Source organism: Rhodococcus sp. MSC1_016 (assembly GCF_023667485.2).
Lineage (GTDB): Bacteria > Actinomycetota > Actinomycetes > Mycobacteriales > Mycobacteriaceae > Rhodococcus_F > Rhodococcus_F oxybenzonivorans.
On record NZ_JAMOZI020000001.1, the window covers coordinates 2,454,560 to 2,480,290 of the forward strand.

1 protein-coding gene (running past one end of the window) is annotated in these 25,731 nt (G+C 67.7%); it reads right to left on the minus strand.

The genetic code is table 11. From position 1 onward, the window contains the following. Positions 1–25,731: the 3' portion of a non-ribosomal peptide synthase/polyketide synthase gene (locus L1080_RS11435; RefSeq protein WP_250768366.1), read on the minus strand. 5,307 nt of this gene lie beyond the right edge of the window; the window shows 25,731 of its 31,038 coding nt (coding positions 5,308–31,038); its start codon lies beyond the right edge, outside the window; its stop codon occupies positions 1–3.

Consider the following 25,731-nt stretch of genomic DNA (forward strand, 5'->3'; position numbering starts at 1 on the left):
CTAGCGGACGGACGGCTGCCGTTCCTCGCTGTCGTCGGGGTCGTTGCCATCGGGTCCGCTGATGGCATCACGCACCGGACCGGGTGTCGCGAGGTGCGGCCCGATCACCGCGAGCGCCTCCGGCGTGGTCATCGTCCAGTGCGTCGCGTCGACGGGGTGCTCGTAAATGTCGCCGCCGACGTGAGGCTTCCAGCACGTCACCGGATCGATGTGGAATCCGTCGTCCAGGGCAGCGGTGAAGAATACGAGGTCGCCGTCGAACATCCGCGGCTGGTGCCGATCGATCAGCTCCGGCGCCCGCTGCGCGTTTGCGTAGATACGGGCGAGTTGCGGCGCGGTGAGGCTCGCCAGCGGTCCCCCAATCGCCCCGAGGAGCGCTGCGGCTCGCTCTGCGTCGAATATGCCGTCCGGCGCGAGCTCGTCGAATCCGCCCGTCGTGGGCAGTTCGAGACCGAAGCCGCCCAGGAGGTCCGCCACGGTAGCGGGGTTCTCGGCGCTCGCACTGCGATCGAGCCCGACGTAACTGTCGAGCATCCCGAGGAGTCGGACCTTCTCGCCGGATGCCTGCAGCTGTACGGCCATTTCCTGGGCGATCACGCCACCGAGGGACCATCCGAGCAGGTGATAGGGGCCGTGTGGCTGAATCGAGCGGATCTCGCGCACATACCGCGCGGCGAACTCGGTGATCGACGCGAGCGGCGCCTCGTCCTCGGTGAGTGCCGGGGACTGCAGCCCGTAGATCGGCCGATCCTGGGTCAGGTGCCCACTCAACCCGGCGTAACTCCACGCGAGCCCGATGAAGGGGTGGACGCAGAACAGCGGTTCCGCCGCTCCGCGGGTGCGGATCGGCAGCAGGACGTCGAGGGACGCACCGGTGTCGAGGACGCCGTCCGCCGTCGACTTCGCGATCCGCTCCCCCAGCGACTGCGGCGTGGGGTCGCTGAACATCCACTGGAGCGGGAAGTCGCTTGCCAGTTCATCGGCGAGTGCGGAGGCGACACGGGTCGCGATCAGCGAGTTGCCGCCCAGATCGAAGAAGTTGTCCGTGCGGCCCACCCGTTCCAGGCCGAGCACTTCCTCGAAGACGCGGGCAACCATTTTCTCGGCCGCGGTGCGAGGCGCCGCGTATTCGACGGCAGCCGAGGACAGCTCCGGTACGGGCAGCGCGGCGCGGTCGAGTTTGCCGTTCGCCGACAGCGGGAGGGCGCCGAGCTCGACGACGTGCGCCGGGATCATGTACGACGGGAGCCGCGTGGACAGGTGGGCGCGCACGTCGGGTGAACTCGGTGAGTGCCCTCGCACCAGGTACGCGATCAGTGCCTCGTCCCCGCGCGAGTCGCGGTGCACGACCACCACCGCCTGGCTGACGTCCGGATGCGCTTCGAGGGCTGTTTCGATTTCGCCGAGTTCGATGCGCTGGCCGCGCAGCTTCACCTGGAAGTCACTGCGGCCCAAATACTCCAACGCTCCATCGCCCCGGCGTCGCACGAGGTCACCGGTCCGGTACATGCGTGCCCCCGGCGTGTAGGGGTTGGCGACGAAGCGGTCCGCCGACAGGTCCGGCCGCCGGAGATAGCCGCGCGCCAGCTGGTCTCCAGCCAGGTACAACTCCCCCACCACACCATTGGGCACCGGATGCAACCGCGCATCGAGGACGTGGAGCTGGGTGTTCCACACCGGACGCCCGATGGGCACCGCGTAGAGGTCGGCGGCACTTGTGTTCCAGTAGGTTACGTCGACCGCCGCCTCCGTGGGGCCGTACAGATTGTGCAGGTCTGCCCGACTGACCGACCGGAACCGCTGCGCCTGCTCCGGAGTGAGAGCCTCACCCGAACAGAACACCAACCGTAGCGACTCACACTGCGCGGCAGAGGGTTCGGCGAGGAAGACGGAGAGCATCGACGGCACGAAGTGAATCGTCGTCACGCGATGTTCCCGGACGAGCCTGGACAGATACCGCGGATCGCGGTGCCCGTCGGGTGCGGCGACCACCAGGCCGGCGCCCACCTGTAGCGGCCAGAACAATTCCCACACCGACACGTCGAACGTGGTCGGAGTCTTCTGCAGAACGACGTCTTCGGCGGTGAGTCCGTATTCGTGCTGCATCCAGAGCAGCCGGTTCACGATCGCACCGTGGGTGACGGCGACGCCTTTGGGCCGGCCGGTCGATCCTGACGTGAAGATGACGTACGCGGTGTTCGCCGACGACAGCGGTGCCAGCCGTTCGCGGTCGGTGACGGCGACCCGGCTGTATCCGGTGAAATCCTCGGCGGCGATGTCGATGACCGGCACCGCGGTGTCCACGGTCTCACCGTCGACGAGCACACACACCGGTGCCGCTGTCGCGAGGACCGAGGCCGTGCGTTCGGCCGGGTGATCGGGGTCGACGGGAAGGTAGGCGCCGCCCGCCTTTCCGACGGCGTAGACCGACACCAGCAGTTCGACGGAGCGGCGCATGGCCACTGCGACCACCGATTCGGGGCCCACACCCTGCTCGATCAGTCGGCGCGCAAGCGCGTTCGCGCGCGCATCGAACTCGGCGTACGTCAACTCCTCCCCGTCGAAAACCAGGGCGGTGCGGTCCGGGGTGGCGGCGACCTGCGCACCGAAGAGCGACGGCAGGGTTCCTGCCAGGACGTCGTGCGACGTCGCGTTGATGCCGACGATCTGCTTCCGTTCACCGGCGCCGAGGACGTCGATGTCGCCGACCGGAACACCCGGATCGTCGACGGCGGAGGCGAGCACTTGCAGGAAGCGCTCACCGAAGACGTGCACGGTCGATTCCTCGAAGAGATCGCAGGCGTAGGTGAGCCGGGCGGTGATCCCGTCCGCGCGGCCGTCGGCGTCAAAGCGTTCCATCAGCGTCAGCTGCAGATCGAACTTGGCCAGGTCCACGTCGAGGTCGACACCGCTCACCGCCAGCTCCCCCAGCTCGAGGGTTGCCTGGTCCAGGTTCTGGAAGGTGAGCATCACCTGGAACAGCGGGTGCCGCCCAGTGGACCGCGCGGGATTGATCACTTCGACGAGCCGCTCGAAGGGGACATCCGCGTGGGCGAATGCGGCCAGGTCGGTGTCGCGTATGTCTGCCACGAACTCGGCGAAGGTGCGTGCGCCGTCGACCTGCTGTCGCAACACCAGGGTGTTGACGAACATGCCGATCAGGTCGTCGAGTGCGCGCTCGCCGCGGCCGGCGACCGGGGTGCCGATCGCGATGTCGCTCGTCCCGGCGAGCCGGCTCAGCAACACCGCGAGGGCCGAATGCACCACCATGAACAGGGTGGCGTTCGCGTCCCGCGCGGTCCGGTGGAGGCCGTGGTGCAAGGCGGCCGGAACGAGGAAGTCGATGCTTCGACCCCGGTACGACGACACCGCCGGACGTGGCCGGTCGGTGGGCAGGTTCAGCTGGTCGGGGGCACCCGCCAGGGTGCGGGTCCAGAACGCCAATTGCTGCGCCGCCAGCGAGGTCGGATCCGATTCGTCGCCGAGCAGATCCCGCTGCCACAACGCGTAGTCCGCGTACTGCACCGGCAGCGGCGACCACTGCGGCGCGGCACCCGCCGAGCGGGCCGCGTACGCCGTCATCACGTCCCGCACCATCGGTGCCATCGACCAGCCGTCGCCGGAGATGTGGTGCACGACGAGCGCCAGCACATGCTCGGTGTCGGACAACCGGAAGATCCGTACTCGCAACGGGACCTCGGTGGTGACGTCGAACCCGGTCGTGGCCACTGCGGCGATCAGCCCGGCCAGCTCCGCTTCTTCGGCGCTGACCACGGACAGTTCACCCCCGACCCGGTCGACGGGCAGGATTATCTGGTGCGGCCCCTCCGGGGAATCCGGATACACCGTCCGCAGCGACTCGTGGCGGCCGAGGACGTCGGTGACCGCGTGTTGCAGCGCGTCGACATCGAGGGACCCCGACAGGCGCACCGCCACCGGAATGTTGTCGGCGGCCGAGTCCGGGTCGAGCCGGTTGAGGAACCACATCCGGCGCTGCGCCGACGACAGCGGGATGCGTGCGGGGCGTTCGGCCGGTGCGAGGCGCGGACGGTCGGCGTCGGCGTTCTCCGTCGACTCGAGCAGCGCAGCGAGGCCGGCCACCGTCGGCGCCTCGAAGAGTGTGCGGATTTCTACGCGGCGTCCCAGGGTTTCGGACAGCCGCGCCACAACCCGGGTGGCGACCAGCGAGTTGCCGCCGAGTTCGAAGAAGCTCGCGTCGGCGCCGACGAGTTCGACCCCGAGCACGTCCCCGAATGCCGCGGCGACAGCGGCCTCCATATCCGTTTCCGGGGCCCGGTACTCGTCGTGCGCGGTCCCGAATTCCGGTATTGGCAGCGCCTTACGGTCGAGTTTTCCGTTGGTGGTCAGGGGCAGGGCATCCAGGACGACGAGCGCTGCGGGCACCATGTAGCCCGGCACTCGACGGGCCGCGTCCGCCAGCACGTCTGCGACGACGAGGGTCGCGCCATCCTCGGGCACCGCGTATCCGACCAGAGCCGTCCCGGTCGTCGGGTTTTGATGCGCGACGACGACGGCCTGCTGCACGCCGGGGCATCCGCTCAGCGCCGACTCGATCTCGCCGAGTTCGATCCGGAATCCGCGCACCTTCACCTGGAAGTCGGAGCGCTCGAGGTAGTCGAGCACGCCCTCGGTGCCGCGCAGGCGCCAGCGAACCACGTCACCGGTCCGGTACAACCGGGAGCCGGCCGCGCCGAACGGGTTGGCGACGAAACGCTCCGCGGTGAGATCGGGCCGGGCGACATACCCGCGGGCCAGCTGGTCGCCGGCGAGATACAGCTCGCCGGCTACCCCGAGCGGAACCGGCTGCAGACGCCCATCCAGCACGAACGCCTGCGTGTTCCAGGCGGGGGTGCCGATGGGAACGCTGTCGCGATCGTCGACGGTGTGCTGCCAGGAGGTGACCGACACCGCGGCCTCGGTCGGCCCGTACAGGTTGTGCAATGCAACTGCCGAACCGAACGCGCTGCGGGAGCGAGCAGCGAGGTCGGGGGGCAGGGCCTCGCCGATGCACAGCACACGTCGCAGGGCAGGCTGCTGCGCCGCACCCGGTGTCGCAAGAAACGCCTCGAGCAAGGATGGAACGAACGGCGCTGCGGTGACCTGATGTTCGCGCATGAGGTCGGCCAGATACGCCGGATCACGGTGGCCGTCCGGCCGGGCGATCACCAATCGCGCTCCCGAGACGAGCGGCCAGAACAGTTCCCACACCGAGAGGTCGAAGGTGACCGGTGTCTTCTGGACCACGGCGTCGGTGATGTCCAGCGGGTACCGATGCTGTTTCCACAGCAGCTGGTTCACGATGGCGGCATGGGGTACCGCGACACCCTTGGGCCGGCCGGTGGAGCCGGAGGTGAAGATGAGGTAGGCGGTGTTCTCGGGTCGCGGCGCCGCGAGCGTCGGCGCGTCGAACGGGATCGGCGTGTCGAGGAATGACCCATCGATCTCGATGGTGGGCACGCCGCCGACGACGAAACCGTCCGAGGACGTCGTGAGGACGCAGACCGGGGCCGCGGCGTCGAGAACGTAGGCGAGGCGGTCCGCGGGGTGGGTGAGGTCGATCGGCAGGTAGGCACCACCGGCGCGCAGGATGGCGTACATCCCGACCAGAAGTTCGATGGACCGGTTCATCGCCAGCCCCACCACCGATTCCGGGCCCACCCCATGGTCGGCGAGGTGCCGGGCGAGTTCGCCGACGCGGCGGTCGAACTCCGCATAAGTCACGTCGACGCCGCCGAGGGACAGCGCGACCGCGTCGGGGGTGCGCGCCACCTGCGCGGAGAACAGGTCGACCAGTGTGGCGGCCGGCAGTTCAGCGGCGGTGTCGTTGAACTGACCGAGGATTCGCACCTTCTCCGCGCCGCCGAGGAGGTCGATACCACCGACCACGACATCGGCATCTCCGGCGACCGATCCCAGAATCCGCAGGAACCGGTCCGCGAAGGACTGCACCGTCGACTCGTCGAACAGGTCGGTGGCATAGGTGAACTGCGCCTCGATCACGTCCGGGTTCCGATCGTGGTCGTAGCTTTCCGACAATGTCAGATGCAGATCGAAGTTGGAGACGGCACTGGGTACGTCGAGGCCCTCGACGTGCAGTCCGGGGAGTTCGAGGGCGGTCCGGGCGAGGTTCTGGAACGAGAACGCCACCTGGAACAGCGGGTGGTGCGCCCGGGAGCGGGCGGGGTTCAGCACCTCGACGAGCCGTTCGAACGGAATGTCGGAGTGCGCGAACGCGCCGAGGTCCGTTGCTCGCGCGGCAGCGAGATTGTCGGCGAACGAACCACCCAGCTCGACCGAGGTGCGCAGGACGAGCGTGTTGACAAACATCCCGACCAGCTCGTCGAGGAATTGGTCACCGCGCCCGGCGACGGGTGCGCCCACCGCGATGTCGGTGTCGTTGCTCAGCCGCGCCAGCAGCACCGTGAGGGCGGTGTGCATGACCATGAACAGCGAGGCGTTCTGACGGCGCGCCACCGCGAGTAGCGCGGTGTGGGTGTCGGCGTCGATCGTGAACGTGACGTGCGCGCCGCGGTTCGAGGCCACCGCGGGCCGGGGGCGGTCGGTCGGCAGCGAGAGCCGGTCCGGTATCCCCGCCAGCGCGGACTTCCAGTACGTAATCTGTTCACTGGCAAGAGATTCGGGATCGGTCTCGTCACCGAGCAGTTCCCGTTGCCACAGGCTGTAGTCGGCGTACTGCACCGGCAACGGTGACCACTGGGGCACGTGCCCCTCAGCCCGTGCGGTGTAGGCCAGCATGACGTCCCGCGCGAGCGGTGCCAGCGACCATCCGTCACCGGAGATGTGATGAGCCACCATGACCAGGACGTGGTCGTCGGCGGCGACGCGGTAGATGCGGGCGCGCAGCGGCACCTCCGCGGTGACGTCGAATCCGGTTGTGACGAAGTCGATTACCCGCTCGAGGACGTCGTCGGGATGCTCGGAAATCGGGGTCAGGTCGGGTACCGCGCCCGCGGCGTCGACGACAACCTGATGGGGACCGGAGTCTGAGTCGGGGTAGAGGGTGCGCAGCGATTCGTGCCGGCCCACCAGATCGGCGACAGCGGCGCGCATCGCGGGTAGGTCGAACTCCCCCGTCAACCGCAGCGCGATCGGGAGGTTGTAGGCGGGCGACGCCGTGTCGAGCTGGTTGATGAACCACATCCGCTGCTGGGCGAGTGACAGCGGAATGTGCTCGGGACGGGGCCCGGCGACGAGCGGCGGGCGGCGCACACCGTGGCGGGCGGACTCGGTGAGACGGGCCGCGAGCGCCGCGACCGTCGGCGCTTCGAAGATTTCGCGGACGCCGACGTGCACGTCGAGAGCGGCGTTGATCCGCGACACCACCTGCGTGGCCAGCAGGGAGTTGCCGCCGAGGTCGAAGAACCCGTCGTGGATTCCCACTTCCGGCAACGCCAGGACCTCCGCGAAGACACCCGCGACGATTACTTCGAGCGGGTTGCGGGGTTCCTCGAAGGGGCGGTCCGCGGCGGCGAACACCGGCTCGGGCAGTGCGGCACGGTCCAGTTTGCCGGCGGGGGTGAGCGGTAGGGCGTCGAGGATCGTGATCGACGACGGAATCATGTACCCAGGCAGGGTTTCGCCGATGAACTTCGCCACCTCCACCCGGTCGACGTCCTCGCCGCTGAACGGCAGCACGTACGCGACGAGGGACGTGTCCCCGTTGGGATGCTGGTGACCGATCGTGGTGGCGTACTCGAGCTGCGGGTGCGCGGTCAGCGCGGCGTCGATCTCGCCGAGTTCGATTCGGAAGCCCCGAATTTTCACCTGGTGGTCGGTACGGCCGACGAAGTCGAGAACCCGGTCCTCGCGCCACCGGACGAGGTCGCCGGTGCGGTACATCAGTGCCCCGGGTTCGCCGAAGGGGTCGGCCACGAACCGATCGGCGGTGAGACCGGGGCGGCCGAGATAGCCGCGGGCCAGGCTCGGCCCGCTGACATACAGCTCCCCGGGCACGCCCACCGGCACCGGACGCAGCCGCCCGTCGAGCACGAGTGCCTGCACGCCGCGACTCGGCCCGCCGATCGTGACCGGTTCGCCCGCCCGGAGCGGTTCGGTGATCGACGACATGATCGTCGCCTCACTCGGCCCGTATGCGTTGACCATGCGACGCCCGGGAGCCCAGCGGGCCACCAACTCCGGGGGGCACACGTCGCCGGCCACCACCACGACGGCGAGGTCGTCGAGCCCGTGATGGTCGACGGAGGCGAGGGCCGCGGGCGCGGAGAACGCGTGGGTGACGTGTTCCGCGGCGAGAAGCTCCGCGAGTTCGGAGCCGCCGTAGATGGTCGGCGGCGCGACCACCAGGGCGGCGCCGGCGCTCAACGCCATCAACATCTCGAACACCGAGGCGTCGAAGCTCGGGGACGCGAAGTGCAGGACGCGGGACCGGGACGTCACCGCGAGAAGCTCGCGTTCGTCGGTCACCAGGTTCACCAGGCCACGGTGGGTCACCGCGACCCCCTTGGGGCGCCCGGTGGACCCGGAGGTGTAGATCACGTACGCCACCTGGTCGGGCAGGATCGGCCGCATGCGGTCCCGGTTGGTGAGGGGCAGCCGTGATTCGTGGGTGCAGCGCTGCTCGAGCGCCGTGTCGTCGAGCAACAGCCACCGGATCGAATCCGGGAGGAGGGGGCGTTCCGCGGACACGGTGATGCCGACCATTGCGCCCGAGTCCTGCACCATGTGCCGAATCCGGTCCTCGGGGTAGCGGGGATCGACCGGCACGAAGGCGGCACCGGACTTCGCCACCGCCCAGACGGCCATCACCGATTCGGACGAGCGCGGCAGTGCCAGCGCCACCCGCGTTTCGGGTCCTACGCCCCGATCGACCAGAAGTCGGGCCAGCTGGTTCGACCGTTCGTCCAGATCGCGGTAGGACATGCTTCGGCCGTCGAAGACGACGGCCGGTTCGTCCGGAGCGGCGGCCACCGCGTCCGCGAGAATCTCGGTGAGCATCTGCACCGGGCGGGCGTCGGCGCCCCGAACCGGCGTCAGCGCCTCGTATTCGTCGTTTCCGAGTACGGGGATGTCCCCGACGGCGCGCTGCGGGTCGGCAACGACGGACTCGAAGATCCGCTGCAGCCGCAGTGTGTATTCCGCCGCGGTACCGGCATCGAAAATGTCTGTGGCATACACCAGTTCGCCGTCGATGCCGGCGGGCTCCGCAGAGCCGTCGACCCGTTCGACGAGGGTGAAGTGCAGGTCGAACTTGGCGATACTCACCGGGGCGGCGACCGGTTCCACGGACAGTCCGTCCAGTTCGAGTCGATCGGCAGACACCGTATCCACGCCGAGCGCCACCTGGAACAGCGGGTGATGGGAGGTGGAGCGGACGGGGCTCAGCACTTCGACCAGACGCTCGAACGGCAAGTCCGCGTGCGCGAACGCCTCCAGGTCGACGTCGCGTACCTGCCCGAGCAGCGACACGAACGAGGCCCCGGGGTCGAGCTCGGTGCGCAGAACGAGAGTGTTGACGAACATGCCGATGATGTCGTCGAGTTCCCGGCGACCGCGCCCGGCGACAGCGGTGCCGACCGGTATGTCGTAGGTGGTGCTGAGTCGGCTCAGGAGTACCGCGAGGGCGGCGTGCGCCACCATGAACAGACTCGCGCCGTGAGCCCGGGCCAGCTCCGCCAGGGCGCGATGGGTGTCCGGGGACAGCGAGAAACGCACGGCAGCACCGCGATGCGACGGAACCGCGGGCCGGGCCCGGTCCCGGGGCAGGAAAAGCTGGTCCGGGACACCGGCGAGCGACCGGGTCCAGTACTCCCGTTGCGCGGCGGCGAGGCTTGCCGGATCGGACTCGTCGCCGAGCACCTTCCGCTGCCACAGCGCGTAGTCGGCGTACTGCACGGGCAGCGGCGCCCAATCGGGCGCCCGGCCCGCGGCGCGGCTCGCGTAGGCGATCATCAGGTCCCGGATCAGCGGTTCCATCGAGGCGCCGTCGGCCGAGATGTGGTGGACGACGAGGGCGAGGACGTGCTCGGTGTCGTTGAGCGAGTACACCTTCACCCGCAGTGGCACGGCTTGGGAGACGTCGAACCCGGCCAGGAGGAACTCCTGGAGGTCCGCGTGCAGTGCGGCTTCGCTCACCCGGACCGGTGCGACGTCGAGGGTGACCTCTCCGGGTTCGAGGATCACCTGGTGGGGACCGCTGCGCGTATCGGGGAAGACGGTCCGCAGCGATTCGTGCCGACTGACCAGATCGACGATTGCCGACCTCAGTGCCGCACCGTCGAGCGATCCGGTCAGCCGGACGGCCGCGGGCAGGTTGTACGTCGCCGACGAGGTGTCGAATTGGTTGAGGAACCACATCCGCTGCTGCGCGAGTGACAGCGGGATCCGGTCGGGGCGCGGCTGCGGCACCAGAGCCGGTCCGGCCGAACCGCCGGCGCCGGTCCCGGATATTCGCGGCGCCAGCGAACCTGCCAGCGCGAGGACGGTCGGGGCTTCGAAGACGTCACGCACCGTGACCCGGATGTCGAGCAGGGCACCGACCCGGGCCGTCACCCGCGTCGCGGAGAGCGAGTTACCGCCTGCATCGAAGAAATTTGTGTCGAGACCGATGTCCGTACCGCCCAGCACTTCGGCAAACGCATCCGCGATCGACCGCTCGAGTGGGTTCCGGGGCGCCCGGTACGCGATCTCCTTCGCGGCCGCGGCGAAGTCGGGCACGGGCAGGGCGCCCCGGTCGAGTTTGCCGTTCGGGGTCAGCGGGATGGTGTCCAGGAACACCAGCGCCGACGGAACCATGTACCCCGGTAATGCCTGACGCAGGAACGCAAGCAGAGCTGCCGAGTCACGGTCGGCGCCCGCACCGACGAGCACGTGCGATGCCAGTCGTGTTTCCGATGGCGACTCGTAACCCAAGGTGGCGGCGAAGTCGACGTCGGGATGTGCGTTGAGGGCGGCATCGATCTCGCCGAGTTCGATACGTAGGCCACGAACCTTGACCTGGTGGTCGGAGCGGCCGAGGTATTCGATCGCATGTCCGGGAAGTGTGCCTTCGGTCATGCTGCCGGTCATGCCGGAATCTACTGCGCGCCAACGCGCTATGTCACCGGTGCGGTACATCCTGGCACCGGCGGCCTCGAACGGACTGGCCACGAAGCGGTGTGCCGTGAGCGCGGCGCGATCGTGGTATCCGCGTGCCAGAGCCGGCCCCAGCAGATACAGCTCTCCGATGACACCGACCGGCACGGGCCGCAGCCTCGAATCGAGAACCACAGCGGCGACCCCGGGCAGCGGACCGCCGATGGTGATGTCTCTACCCGGGCCGAGCACCGAACTGAACGTGGCGCCCACCGTCACTTCGGTGGGACCGTATCCGTTGACGAGTTCGACCCGGTCGGCCCATCGCGCCACCGTCTCCGGTGGGCAGGCGTCGCCGCCCACGACGATCGAGCGTAGATCGTCCAGTCCCTCCGGCTCGACCGACGCCAGAGCAGCATTGGTGATGGTCATGTGCGTGACGCGTTCGGACTGCAACAGCTCGTGTAGCTCGACGCCGCCATACACACCGGGCGGACAGACCACCAGCGCGGCCCCGGAGGTATGGGCCAGAAGCAGTTCCAGGACCGACAAGTCGAACGTCGGGGACGCGAGGTGCGCGACCCGGGACTCCTCGGTTGCCCGCACCGCGGTGGTATACGAGCCGGCGAGATTCGCGAGACCGCGGTGGGAGACCACCACGCCCTTGGGCAGACCCGTCGAACCCGACGTGTAGATGAGATAAGCGGGATGATCGACGTGCAGAGCCGATGTGCGGTCCGCGTCCCTTACCGGCTCCGTGCTCGCCGAAGATAATTCGCGGATCACCTCCGGGTCGTCGAGTACGAGCCAGTCGGTCACACCCGGAAGGTGTTCGGCGAACTCGGCGCGAGTGACACCGACGACGACTCCCGAATCCCGCAGAATGTGCGCGATCCGATCCACCGGATGCGCGGGGTCGATCGGAACATAAGCCGCACCGGTCTTGGCAACGGCCCACACGCATAGCACCGATTCGACAGAGCGCGGCAAGGCCACTGCGACGTAGGTTTCCGGGCCGACGCCCATCCCGATAAGTGCCCGTGCCAGCTGGGTCGATCGCCGATCCAGCTCACTGTAGTCGATCGAGACACCGTCGAAGACGAGCGCAGTCGAGTCCGGATACCGTTCCGCGGCCGCGACGAGCAGCTCGGGCAGGGTGGCGCTCGCGAGAAGCGGCCCGCCCCACACCGGTGCGAGGGACTGTTGCTCGGCCGCACCCAGGATGGCGATATCGCCGACGGCGATTTCGTCAGCGGAAGCGACCGCCTCCAGGATCCGCAAGAATCGGTCCACGAATCCCACGACAGTGGCGCGTTCGAAGAGTTCCGATGCGAACGTGAAGGCCCCGGAGATCCCGTTGTGGTGTCCGGCGTCGTCCATAATTTCGGCGAGCGCCAAATCCAAATCGAACTTCGCGATGTGAGGATCGAAGTCGACGGCCTCCACCACCAACTGCGGCAATTCCAGCGTCACCGGTCGCAGGTTCTGGAAGGCGAACATCACCTGGAACAGCGGGTGCCGATCGGACGACCGGGTGGGACGCAGGATCTCGACGAGCCGGTCGAAGGGAACCTCGGTGTCCTGGAAGGCCGTGAGATCGACATCGCGCACCTGTGCCAGGAGAGCGTCGACACTCTCGCCGGGATGAATTCGTGTGCGCAGGGCCAGGGTGTTCACGAACATTCCGACGAGCGGATCGAGTCCCTCGTCGCCGCGGCCGGCCACGGGTGTGCCGATCACGATGTCCGTACTGCCGCTGAGCCTGTGTAAGAGCGTCGCAAACGCAGCATGGACGACCATGAACAGCGTGGTGCCGCTGTTCTGGGCGCGCTCGACGAGCCCACGGTGGATGTCGGCATCGATCACGAAGTCCACGCGTTCGCCGCGATGCGACGCCACCGCGGGACGAGGGTGGTCCGTAGGCAGTTCGAGTGCCTCGGGCGCACCGTCCAGAGCCGCACGCCAACGCTCGATCTGTTTAGCGGACAGACTGCCCGGATCATCCTCGGCACCGAGCAGTTCCCGCTGCCACACACTGTAGTCGGCGTACTGGACGGGCAGCGGCTCCCAGGACGGCTCCAGCCCTTCCACTCGGGATGCATATGCGGCCATCACGTCGGCGGCGAGCGGACCGAACGACCATCCGTCTGCAGCGATGTGGTGTGCGACGAGCAGTAGCACGTGTTCGGAACGGTTCTCCCGGAACAGGTGGATTCGGAACGGGATCTCCCGGGTCACATCGAAACCGGCGGATGCGTACTCGGCGATACGGAGCATCAGCTGGTCCGGCTTGGTTCGGATCGGTGTGAGATCGAATTCTGCCACGGCAGCAGGCAGGATCTCCTGATGCGCACCGTCCGCCGAACCCGGATACACGGTCCGCAACGACTCGTGACGTTCAATTACGTCAACGAGCGCTGCACGCAAGGCCGGAACGTCGATCCGGCCCGACATCCGCAGTGCGAGCGGGATGTTATACGCAGACGACGAAGGATCGTATTGGTTGAGGAACCAGATCCGCTGTTGCGCCAGCGATAACGGGATCCGTCCGGGACGCTCGCGCCGCGTCAGGCCGGGGCGCCCCGCGGACGCGTCCGCGCCCGACGTGGCAACTGCGGACACAAGTTGACGCACAGTGGGGTTGTCGAACAGCGTGCGAACGGAGACACGGGTGCCGAACGCCGAACCGACCCTGGAAACCACCTGGGTGGCGGACAACGAGTTGCCACCGAGCGCGAAGAAGTTGTCGTCCACACCGATGCGTCGTTCGCCCAGCACATCCGCGAACGCAGCGGCGACGGCGAGCTCGTCCGCCGTTTCGGGTGCGGTGAATCGGGTACGGTTGACGAACACGGGCTCGGGGAGAGCGCGGCGGTCGAGCTTGCCTGCCTGTGTCAGCGGGATCGAGTCGAGAACCATGATCGCACCGGGGACCATGTGCGCCGGCAACGCCTCGCCGACGAATGCGGCCAGTTCGTCGACGTCGACCTCGTTCCCCGATGCAGCACACACATAGGTGACCAGCGCTGTGACCCCGGGTTCGGTGTCATGGGCGATGGTCGCGGCGAATCCGACCGCAGAATGCGCGCGGAACACGGAGTCGATCTCACCGAGTTCCACCCGGAATCCGCGAATCTTCACCTGGAAGTCGCTGCGCCCGACGTATTCGAGAATGTAGGTCCCGGTACGGGACTCGACCCACCGGACGAGGTCGCCGGTGCGGTACATCCGCCGACCGGGTGCACCGTGGGGGTTCGCGACGAAACGTTCCGCGGTGAGGCCGAGTCGCTGGTGGTAGCCGCGGGCAAGCGCTGGTCCCGACACGTACAGCTCCCCCGGCACACCGGGCGGTACGGGGTGCAGCCGCGCATCGAGAACGAAAGCCTCGACACCGCGCACGGGGCCGCCGATGGTCATCCGCTCGCCGAGTATCAGCGGTCCACTCTGCGTCACCATCATCGAGGACTCGGTCGGCCCATATCCATTGAACAGGGCCCGCCCCGGTACCCAACGCTCTGCGAGGTCGGTACCCCAGGCCTCGCCGCCGACGACGACGACGGCGAGTTCATCGAGTCCCGCAGGGTCGACGGACGCCAACGCGGCCGGGGTGATGAAGGCGTGCGTGACTCTCTGCTCGCCCAGGAGTTCGGCGAGCTCCGCACCGCCGTACACCGAGTGGGGAACGACCACCATCGTCGCGCCCCTGCAGAAGGCCATCAGATACTCGAACACGGAGGCGTCGAAACTGGGTGATGCGAAGTGCAGGGTCCGGGCCTCGGCGGTGAGTTCGTATTCGTCGGCCAGCTCGGTGAGGAGGTTCGCGAGCCCCGAGTGTGTGACGGCGACGCCCTTGGGCAGTCCGGTGGATCCGGACGTGTAGATGAGGTAGGCGAGTTGGTCGGCGTGCGTCCGCCCGAGACGATCGGCCGCTGTCACCGCCGCCGAGGATTGGGTCTCCGCCAGCGCAAGGTGGTCGGGATCGTCCATCACGAGCCACTGCGTCGAGTCGGGCAATCCGGCTCTGAACTCGATCGTCGTGAGGCCGAGCGCGGCCCCCGAATCGCCGAGCATGTGTGCGATCCGTTCGGCCGGGTAGTTCGGATCCACCGGCACGAACGCGGCACCTGTCTTGGCAACGGCCCAGACGGCGAGCACCGATTCGATCGAGCGGGCCAGCGCGACTGCCACGAACGTCTCGGGGCCGGCGCCGGCCTCGATCAGTGCGCGCGCCCAGAGGTTGGATCGCCGGTCCAGTTCTCCGTAGGTCGTCGAACGGTCTCCGAAGACGAACGCGGTCGCGGACGAGTCCGCCGCCGATGCCGCCAGAACGTCGGGCAGCAGTCGAGTAGGTCGACTCGCAGGCCCGCGAACGGGTGCCAGTCGGGCCCTCTCGGCGTCGTCGAGGAGATTCACGTCGCCGACCACCGTGGTCGGGTCTGCAACCACTGTTTCAAGGATTCTCACGAGCTGCAGCGCGTACCGGCGCACAGTAGCGGTGTCGAACAAGTCTGCGGCGTATGTGAATTCGGCGCGCATACCCGACGGAACGCCCGTAGGGTCGATGTTCTCACCCAATGTCAGCTGCAGGTCGAATTTCGCGACGCGTGTGTCGATGTCCTCGACATGCACCCGGAGTCCGGGGAGCTCGACGTCGTCGATTGCCGTCGGCTGCATCGACAACGCAGTCTGGATGACCGGGTGATGCGCGGACGTTCGCACGGGGTCGAGAACGTCGATGAGACGCTCGAAGGGGAGATCCGCGTGGCCGAATGCCTCAATGTCGCCGTCGCGTACCCGCGTCAGCAACTCCGCGAACGTCTCGGCGCTCTCGATGCGCGTGCGGAGCACGAGCGTATTGACGAACATTCCGACCAAGTTGTCGAGAGCTCGTTCGCCACGTCCGGCGATCGGCGCGCCGACGGCGATATCGTCCGATGCGGACAAGCGGGCCAACAGGAGCGCGAAGGCAGCGTGCGCCACCATGAAGACCGTGGCTCCGTGTTCACGCGCCAACTGGTCAATGCCGCTGTGGATCTCGGGGGTGATGGTGAAGCCCACGGATCCCCCGGCGTAGGACTGTTCGGTCCGGCGTGGGCGGTCGAAGGGGAGTTTCAGCTCGTTCGGGAGACCGTCGAGCGTCCGCGTCCAGTACTCGAGTTGGCGTCGGCCGAGGGACTCCGGCTCGTCCTCGCTGCCGAGAACCGCCCTGTGCCACAGACTGTAGTCGGCGTACTGGACCGCGAGTGGAATCCACTCCGGACTTCGGGACTCCGCTCGGGCCGCGTACGCGGTCATGACATCCCCGCCGAGAGGTCCGAACGACCAACCGTCGGCGGCGATGTGATGCAGCGTGATCGCCAGGACGTGTTCGCCGGGACCGGTACGGAACAGCGTTGCCCGTACAGGCAAGTCCTCGGACACGTCGAACCCGCGCGACGCGAACGCGATCATCCGGGAATCGAGCTCGCCCTCCGGTACGTCCACCACCTCGAGGGGCATCGAGAGATCCGCCGCGGACACGACGACCTGAGCGGGTCCGTCCTCCGTGTCGGGGAAGACGGTACGAAGCGACTCATGACGTCCGACGACGTCGTCGAGTGCCTGCGCCAGCGCTGCGACATCGAGAGCACCGGACATGCGGACCGCGAGCGGCAGGTTGTACGCGGGCGAGGCCGGGTCGAACTGGTTGATGAACCACATCCGCTGCTGCGCGGGTGACAGCGGTATCCGGGCCGGTCGCTGCACCGCGGCCAGCACCGGGCGCGCGTCTCCTGCGGCCGTGGGCACGGCGAGACGAAGAGCCAACTCCGCGACCGTCGGCGCGGTGAACACATCGCGCACAGAGAGTCCGGTGCCCGACAACTCACCGAGCCGCGCCGCCACTCGTGTGACGGAGAGCGAGTTGCCGCCGAGGTCGAAGAAGTTGTCGTGCGCGCCGACCCGGCCCGAGCCGAGCACGTCAGCGAACACTGTCGCGACCGTGCGCTCGGCCTCATTTCGCGGCGCGATGTACTCGGTTGCACTCCCGTGGAATTCAGGAGCGGGCAACTCTTTACGATCGAGTTTCCCGCTGGTGTTCAGCGGGAACTCGTCGAGTACTGTGATCGCGGACGGCACCATGTACGACGGAAGGGATTCCGATGCCTGTCGGCGAAGCTCCGCAACGTCCAGCTCGCCGGGTGTACCGACGACGTACGCGACCAGATGATCGCCGACGGTGGTGTCGGAGTACACCGAGACGACGGCACCGGTGACCGCCGGGTGTGACCGGAGCACTGTCTCGATCTCGCCGAGTTCGATGCGCTGACCACGGAACTTCACCTGGAAGTCGGTACGTCCGATGTAGACGAGCGTTCCCGCCGCCGTCCATCGCACGAGGTCGCCGGTACGGTACATGCGCTCGCCCGTGCGTCCGAATGGGTTCGCGACGAATCGATCGGATGTGAGATCGACGCGGCCGAGGTATCCGCGTGCGAGCTGAGCACCGCCGAGGTAGAGCTCGCCCGGAACGCCGACGGGAACGGGGCGCAGCCGGGAATCGAGCACGTAGACCTGTGTGTTCCATTCCGGCACACCGATCGGCACGTTCGTGGTGTCGGATTCACCGGTCTTCCAGTACGTCACCGACACCGCAGCCTCGGTGGGCCCGTACAGATTGTGCAGTCCGGCCGCGGAGAGTTCCCGGAAACGCAGGACGGTCGCGGGGGGCAGCGCTTCGCCGATGACGAACACATGCCGCAAGGACCGGCACGACCCCACGGCGGCGGCAGCGACGAACACGTCGAGCATGGACGGCACGAAATCGGTGACCGTCACCGCATGCTCGTCGATGACCCGAGTCAGATAGGCAGGCTCTCGATGACCGTCTGGAGTGGCCAGCACCATGGTGGCACCCACCTGCAGGGGCCAGAAGTAACCCCACAACGACACGTCGAAGGTGGTTGCGGTCTTCTGCAACCACACATCCCGATCGGTAAGTGCGTACTCCGACTGCATCCAGAGCAGTTGATTCACGATGGCCGAGTGCGGTACCGCGACCCCCTTCGGCTTGCCGGTGGAGCCGGAGGTGTAGATGACGTACGCAGGGTGTGCAGGCCGCAACGGTTCGATACGCTCGGCGTCGGTCAACGGCACCGCGGAGACATCCGAGAGGTCGAGAGTGTCGAGGGCCGAGACGGGGATCCGGTTCGGCAGGGCCGGTCGGTCGGCCGAGGTGGTCAGCACGCACACCGGCTGCGCCGACGCGAGCACGTAACTCGTTCGCTCCGCCGGATGATCGGGATCGACCGGCACGTATGCACCACCGGCCTTGACTACGGCATAGATCCCGACGACCAGCTCCAGCGACCGCCGCATTACCACGGCCACTCGGGATTCGGGGGCCACACCCAGCGCGATCAGATGCCGGGCCAGCTGGTTTGCGCGCGCATCGAGGGCTGCATACGTCAGCTCGTCACCGTCGAAAGCGACGGCCACAGCATCGGGTGTACGCGCCGCCTGCGCCTCGAACAACGTCAGCAGCGTCGAGTCCGGCACGTAGTGGTCGGTGGCGTTCCAGTCGTGCATCACCCGCGTGTACTCGCCCGGGATGAATCCGGTGATCTCGGCTACCTCGGCAGAGGGCTCTGCGATCAACGCACGGATCACCGAATCGAGCCGCGCCGCAATCAGCTTCGCTTCGTCGCGCTCGAAGGTGTCCGGCAGGTAGGCCACTCCGAGCCGCAGGGTGTCGTCGACCTGGGCCATCAGGCTCAGTGGGTAGTGGGTGACACTGTGCACCTCGACCGAGTCCACGCGCATGCCTGCGATGTCGGTCTGCGCCTGCAGCGCCGCCTGATCCATGGGGTACGACTCGAAGACGGTGAGCGTGTCGAACAGCGCCCCAACCCCCGCCTGGGCCTGGATTTCCGTCAGGCCGAGATAGTGGTGATCGAGCAGATCGGCCTGCTGCCCCTGCACCCGTGCCAGCAATTCGGCCACCGACTCGTCGGCGTCGATACGCACCCGGACGGGGACGGTGTTGATGAAGAGCCCGACCATCGATTCGATCCCGGGGATGTGCGGGGGGCGTCCCGAGACGGTGGCGCCGAATACGACGTCGTCCCGTCCGGTGAGTCGCCCGAGCAGCAGGGCCCAGGCAGTCTGGATCACCGTGTTGGGCGTGACGCCGTGCTGGCGGGCGAAGGCTAGCATCGCGGCGGTGTCCGCCTCGGAGAAGTGGATCGGAACTTCCTCCGGGTCCGCGGTCACGCTGCCGCCGGTGCGGGCAGGCGCGAGCAGAGTCGGCTCGTCGAGGCCGTCCAACGCGTGTGCCCACGCGGCCCGCGAGGCGGAGGGGTCTCGGCGGGCCAGCCAGTCGAGGTATTCCCGGTACGGCCGCACCGCCGGAAGCGCGGACTGATCGCCCGCGGTCGCGTAGAGCACCAGCAGGTCCTGGACGATCAGCGGGATGGACCACCCGTCGAGGAGGATGTGGTGGTTGGTCATCGCCAACTCGTACCGCTCCGCTCCCGTGCGCACGAGCAGCAGACGCAGCAACGGCGCCTCGGACAGGTCGAACGGCGCGGTCCGGTTCTCTGCGACCAGCGACTCGAGTTCCCTTTCGCGTGAATCACTCTCACGGCCCGAAAGGTCGACGACGGTCAGTGGGAGCTCCACCCCGCCGAGGGGGATCTGCGCCGTGACGTCGCCGTCCTGTGCGAACACCACCCGCAGGTTGGAATACCGGTCCAGGAGCGCAGCGGCGGCAGCCCGCATCCGATCCGGCGACACGTCGCCGAGCAGGGTCATCCGCAGCTGAGAATGGTAGACATCGACACTGTGCTCGGCGGCCAACAGCGAGTGGAAGTGGAAACCGGCCTGCAGCGGCGACAGCGCCCACACATCCTCGAGGGTCGGGTACGCCCGCTCCCAGACCTCGATCTGGGACTGGGTGAGTGCCACCGTGCCGACGTCCGACGGGGTCAGTCCCCCACCGGATCCGGCGACGACGTGCTCGATCTGTGAGATGAGCGCTTGCTGCCACAGATCGACGAGTTCGCGAACGTTGTCGGCTGCGAGCAGTTCACCGGCGAACCGCACGGAAGCTCCGAGTCGCGGTCCGGCGTCGGTATCCGTTACTCCGACATTGATCTCGATTGCTGCGGAAGCGCTCATGTCGTGATCGGTTTCACCCGAGAAGACGCGCGACGACGCAAGATCCGGCACCCAGCCGATCTCACGCATCTCCGGGGACAGGTCGCCCATCCCGGTCTTTCCGAGGTAGTTGAAGACCACCTGGGGCGGGTCGAAGCCCGCGAGAACAGGGGCCGTCGTCGGATTGAGGTATCGCAGCAGTCCGTACCCGACGCCCCGGTCCGGGACCGCCAGGAGTTGCTCTTTCACCGCCTTGATCGCGGCGCCGGCCGACGCGCCGCCGACAAGTGCGTCCTGGATGTCCACCCCTTCGAGGGCGAGCCGCACCGGATACACGCTGGTGAACCAGCCCACGGTACGAGACAGATCGGCGCCCGGCACGACCGACTCCTCGCGGCCGTGGCCCTCGAGGGTGATGTACGCAGAGGCGGCGGTCACCCCGCGCGCACGGCGCCACTCGGTGAGGGCCACCGCGAAACCGGCAAGCAGCGAATCGCCGACCGAGCACCGGAATGCCGCCGGCACGCGGGCCAGCAGCGTGCCCGTGATCTCGGTGGACAGCTCGACGTGCAACTCCTGCGTGGTCGAGGTCCGGTCCCGCACCGGATCGAGAGCCCTGTCGCCGAGGAGCGGGTCCGGAGCGTCGACAACGGTTCGCCAGTAGTCGAACTGCGCGAGGGTGGACGGCTGACGGGCAGCCTCTGATAACCCGTGCGACCACCGCCGCAACGACGTACCGACCTCCGGCAAGTTCGGAGCGTGACCGGCTGCGACGGCGCCTCCCGCCGCAACGAGGTCGGGCACGAGGATTCGCCAGGACACACCGTCGACGACCAGGTGATGAGCCACCACGAGGAGCCGCCCGGGCTCGGTCGCACCACGATCCAACCAGACGAACTGCGTGAGCACCGGGGTCTCGAAGTCGAACCGGTCGGCCGCGGCGGAGAGTTCGCGATCGATCAGCACATCGAAGTCTGCGTCGCCGAGGTCGGGGTTGACCGGCACCGCCGTGACCAGTCGATCGGCGTCGACGGCACCGGCGGGCAACACCGAGTGACGTACGTCCGCACCATCGCGGACCAGCCGGGACCGCAGCGCGTCGTGCCTGTCGAGCACCGCCTGCACCGTCGCCACGATGTCCGATCGCTCGATCCCGGTCGGCAGCGTGAGGAGCACGGACTGCGAATACCGGCCCACCGGACCCGACCGGTCGAGCAGTGATCGGACAACCGGTGTCAACTCGACGTTCCCCACGCCGCCACCCGCCAGTTCGGCGAGCGTGAGTCGACCCGCCGTCGCGACGGTAGCCACTTCGGCGAGCGCGGCAATGCTCTTGCGCTCGAACACGTCCCGTGGGGTGAATACGATCCCCGCGGCCTTGGCTCGCGCAACCAGCTGGATCGACACGATGCTGTCGCCGCCGAGAGCGAAGAACGAGTCGTTCACCCCCAGGTCGTCGACGCCGAGCGCCTCCCTGAACAAGGCCGCGAGTGTTTCCTCCATCGGAGTCCGTGGCTCCATTCGAGCGACTGCGACGTCACCGACGGCCGGGGCAGGCAATGCCGCTCGATCCAGTTTGCCGCTCGCGTTGAGCGGGAAGGCGTCGAGGGTGACGAACCCGTCCGGAATCATGTATTCGGGCAGCCGACTCTCGGCATGCGCCGTCAGCGCCTCTAGATCGACCGTGGCGCCCGTACGTGCGACGAGATAGGCCACCAATTGTTCGCTCGCCGCTCCGGCGTACACGGTCACGACGGCCTGGGCAACCGAGTCCGCCGCCTCGAGTACCGCCTCGATTTCACCGAGCTCGATCCGCAGTCCGCGCAGCTTCACCTGGAAATCGTTGCGGCCGAGGTATTCCAGTTCGCCCCGGTCAGTCCAGCGAAGGCGGTCACCGGTTCGGTACATCCGAGCGCCCGGTGTGTCGAAGGGGTTGGCCACGAACCGTTCGGCGGTGAGGTCGGGGCGTCCCGCGTATCCGCGAGACACCTGCGTGCCGGCCAGGTACAACTCACCGGTCACTCCGGCAGGACTGGGGTGGAGCCGCTGGTCCAACACATAGGCTCGGGTGTTCCACACCGGTGTGCCCACGGTGACGATGCCCGAGTTCGAGGTGTCCACCCACGAGGTGGTGGAGGTGGGCGCGACCTCGGCGGGACCGTACGCGTTGAGGATCGCAGCGTCGGAGACGGCGGCGAACCGCCGCGCCACAGTGACGGGCAGTGCCTCGCCGCCGACGAACACGGTACGCAGCGACGAGAACCGGGACGGCACGATCACGTCAGTGAAGACGGCGAGCATCGACGGGACGAAATGTATCGCCGTGATCTGCTCGGTGTCGATCAGTTCCGCGAGGTAGTCGGGATCCTTGTGTCCGTCCGGTTCCGCGATCACGACGCGTGCACCTACAGCCAGGGGCCACAACAATTCCCAGAGGGATGCGTCGAACGACTGTGGTGTTTTGACGGCAACCCGGTCGGTCTCATTCAGCGCGCCGAGAGACATCAGGAACTCGAAGTGGCTTCCGAGACCGGCGTGCGAGACGGCAACTCCCTTGGGTAGGCCGGTCGAACCCGAGGTGAAAATGACATAGGCGAGGTTGTCGGCCGCGAGAGGCCGCAGCCGGTCGCGGTCCGTCACCGGGGCATCGTCGAACCGGTCGAGTTCGAGCCCGTCCATTCGGATAACCCGGACTCCGGAGTCTGACTCGAACTCGCCTCGAACTGCGGTCAGAACGAGGATCGGGTGGGCTGCCTCGATGACATGGGCCACTCGCTCCGCCGGAAGGTCGACGTCCAGTGGCACGTACGCCGCACCGCTCCGCAACACGGCGTGCAGGGCGATCAGAAATTCGATCGACCGGCGGGCCGCGACCGCCACGGTGGTTTCGGTTCCGGCGCCTTCGGCGATGAGTTTGCGGGCCAATCGGTTGACCCGCAAGTTGAATTCCCGATATGTCAGGGACACGTCGCGGTACACCACCGCCACCGCATCAGGGGTCCGTGCCGCCTGCTCGTCGTAGCGGGCGAGGTAGGGCCGCCCGGTCACCTCCACGTCCGTGGCGTTCCATTCGCGCAGTACGCGAACCAGTTCCCGTTGATTCAGTACCGGCAGGTCCCCCACCGCCGTGCCCGGATCGGCCAGCGCCGCCGCCACGATTCGCGCGAAACGGTCCGCGAACGACTCCACCGTGTCACGGTCGAACAGGTCGACCGCATACGTGAACGCACCGGTGAGACCGGACACGGTGCCGCGCTCGTCTCGGATCTCGGTGAGCGTCACGTTCAGATCGAATTTCGCGATCTCCGGATTCATCTCGACGGCGCCCACCGTGAGACCCGGTAGTTCCAGCACTCCCGGTTCGAAGTTCTCGTACGACAGGCCCACCTGGAACAGTGGGTGACGGGCTGTGGACCGGGCGGGTTCGAGTACCTCCACGAGACGCTCGAACGGCAGATCGGCGTGCGCGAACGCGGCGAGGTCGAAGTTCCGCACCTGTGCGAGCACGTCGGCGAACGACAGGTCACCGGATACTCGTGCGCGCAGGGTGAGAGTGTTGACGAACATGCCGACGAGGTTCTGCAGGGAGGGTTCGGCACGGCCCGCGACGGGCGTGCCCACGGTGATGTCCACCGCGTTCGACAGCCGTGCGAGCAGCACTGACAGCGCGGCGTGCCACACCATGAACGGCGTGGCGCCGGAGCGGGCCGCGAGGTCGGCGACGGCATTCGCTGTGGCAGCATTGACCGAGAACGATACCGTCGCACCCGAATTCGTCGGGACGGCCGGGCGGGGCCGATCAGCGGGCAACTCCAGCAGGTCGGGGATGCCGTCGAGCGCCGCGGACCAGAATTGGATCTGCTCGGCGGCCCGCGACCGACCGTCGGTCTCGTCGCCGAGAAACTCGGCCTGCCAGTAGCTGTAGTCCGCGTACTGCACGTCCAACGGCGCCCACGACGGTGCCCGCCCGGCCGTACGCGCCGTGTAGGCGAGCAGGATGTCACGTGCGAGCGGGGCCATCGACGATCCGTCGGCGGAGATGTGGTGCACCACCACGGCCAGCACGTGTTCGTCGACGGACAGTCGCAGCAATGCCGTGCGCAGCGGCACCGCGGACGTGACGTCGAAGCCCTCGGTGGCGAGCGCCAGGAGTCGCGCCGGCAGCTCGGCCTCGGTGATCGGCTGCGCGTGGAGATCGAGGGACACCTCGTCGGCGCCGACGATCACCTGATGCGGGCCGTCCGTCGAGTCCGGATACAGGGTACGCAGGGACTCGTGTCGGTCGAGGACGTCGCGGATCGCAGAACGCAGTGCGTCGCCGTCGAGACTGCCGGACAGCCGCAGGGCGAAGGGCATGTTGTAGGCCGCGGATGAGGTATCGAACTGGTTGAGGAACCACATGCGACGTTGGGCCGGGGACAGCGGAATCCGTCCGGCACGCGGGGCGGCGACCAGTGGGGCACGTGGTGCCGTCGGCACTGTTCCCTCGATCCGCTCCGCGAGCGCCCCGACGGTGGGGGCATCGAACAGGTCACGCAGGGCGAGCGGTGCACCCAGCTCGGCCCGAATACGCGAGGTGACCCGCGTGGCGACGAGCGAGTTACCGCCGACGTCGAAGAAGTTGTCCCGGACGCCGATTCGGTCGAGACCGAGCACCTCGGCGAAGATCTCCGCGAGGTTGGCCTCGACGGATGTGCGCGGCGCCACGTACTCCGTGGCGGAGCCACGGAATTCGGGCGCGGGGAGAGCCTTCCGATCGAGCTTTCCACTCGTATTGAGTGGGAATTCGTCGACGACCATCAGCGCTGCCGGAATCATGTACGCCGGCAGGGATGCAGCCGTGCACCCGCGAAGTTCCGTGGTATCGAGGTCGTGTCCCGGCTCGGGGACGACGTACGCGACGAGGTGATCGCCGGTACCGGGATCGGAATGGACCAGCACGGCAGCGCTGGTGACCGACGGGTGTGCCCGGAGGACGAATTCGATCTCGCCGAGCTCGATGCGCTGTCCTCGGAACTTGACCTGGAAGTCGGTGCGCCCGATGTATTCGAGGACACCTGCCGACGTCCATCGCACGAGGTCGCCGGTGCGGTACATACGCAGTCCGGCGGTGAACGGATTTGCCACGAACCGGTCCGAGGTGAGATCGACGCGGCCTAGGTATCCCCGGGCGAGCTGCTCGCCCGCCAGGTAGAGCTCACCGGCAACGCCGGGAGGAACCGGGTGCAGGCGCGAGTCGAGCACGTAGACCTGGGTGTTCCACTCGGGCACGCCGATCGGTACCGTGCCGGTCACCGTGGTCGCGGTGTCCCAGTACGTGACCGAGACTGCCGCCTCGGTGGGCCCGTACAGGTTGTGCAGTCCGGCATCGGACAGCGCGCGGAACCGCGTGACGGTCTCCGGGGGCAGCGCCTCACCGATCACGAAGACGTGCCGCAGGGTGGCGCACGAGGTGGCGGGCACGGACGCGACGAAGGCGTCGAGCATCGAGGGCACGAAGTCTGTGACCGTGACACCCTGCTC